A 647-nucleotide genomic window follows, 5' to 3' on the forward strand; every position below is an offset into this window, starting at 1 on the left:
GACGCTCGTTCTTCGTCAAGGCCATCGCCCGGTTGAAATCGATCAATCCGGAAGACCGAGCGGCAGATTCAGAGCGGCGCGCCGGGACAGCCAAACGCCAGGGCGGTAGCGCGGATCGCCGTAGAGATCCACGAGACCCTTCAGCACGGCGACGATCCGTATTGCACCGACACGGTCGCCGAGCGCCAGAGGCCCGAGCGGGTAGCCGAGTCCGAGTCGAACCGCAGCGTCGATGTCGTCCGGCGAGGCAATCCGCTGCTGGGCGATTTCGCAGGCCGTGTTCACGATGCAGGCGAGAATGCGCTGTGCCACAAAACCACCAGAGTCACGGATCGTGGAGACTGGAGCGCCATCGATCGCGAACAGTATCTGAGCGTGTTCGAGCATGTCGGTGCGGGTCGCGGGAGTCGGCATGATCACGCGTCGCAGGTCTCGATCGAATCCAAAAAGGGTATCCACGGCTACCACGCGCGTGGCATCGAGCGCTTCCGAGGTTGCGCTGGTGGTCGCATCGTGTCCGAGTGGTGTCACGACAATCAAGGCGTCGTGACTCGGTGCACTGCCCGTCTCCACTTCAACGTCCAACGTTTGGAGCAAATCGAGCACCCGCTGCGCTTCGTCCGGATGACGAGAACTCACCCACACCG

At 62.8% G+C, this 647-nt stretch carries 1 protein-coding gene; it reads right to left on the reverse strand.

Translation table 11 applies throughout. From position 1 onward, the window contains the following. Positions 1-42 precede the first annotated feature (42 nt). A partial coding sequence (locus AWB65_RS35215; protein WP_235008141.1) for a 3-hydroxyacyl-CoA dehydrogenase family protein occupies positions 43-647 on the reverse strand: 605 nt, incomplete at its 5' end.

Origin of the sequence: Caballeronia humi (assembly GCF_001544475.1) — a bacterium.
GTDB lineage: Bacteria > Pseudomonadota > Gammaproteobacteria > Burkholderiales > Burkholderiaceae > Caballeronia > Caballeronia humi.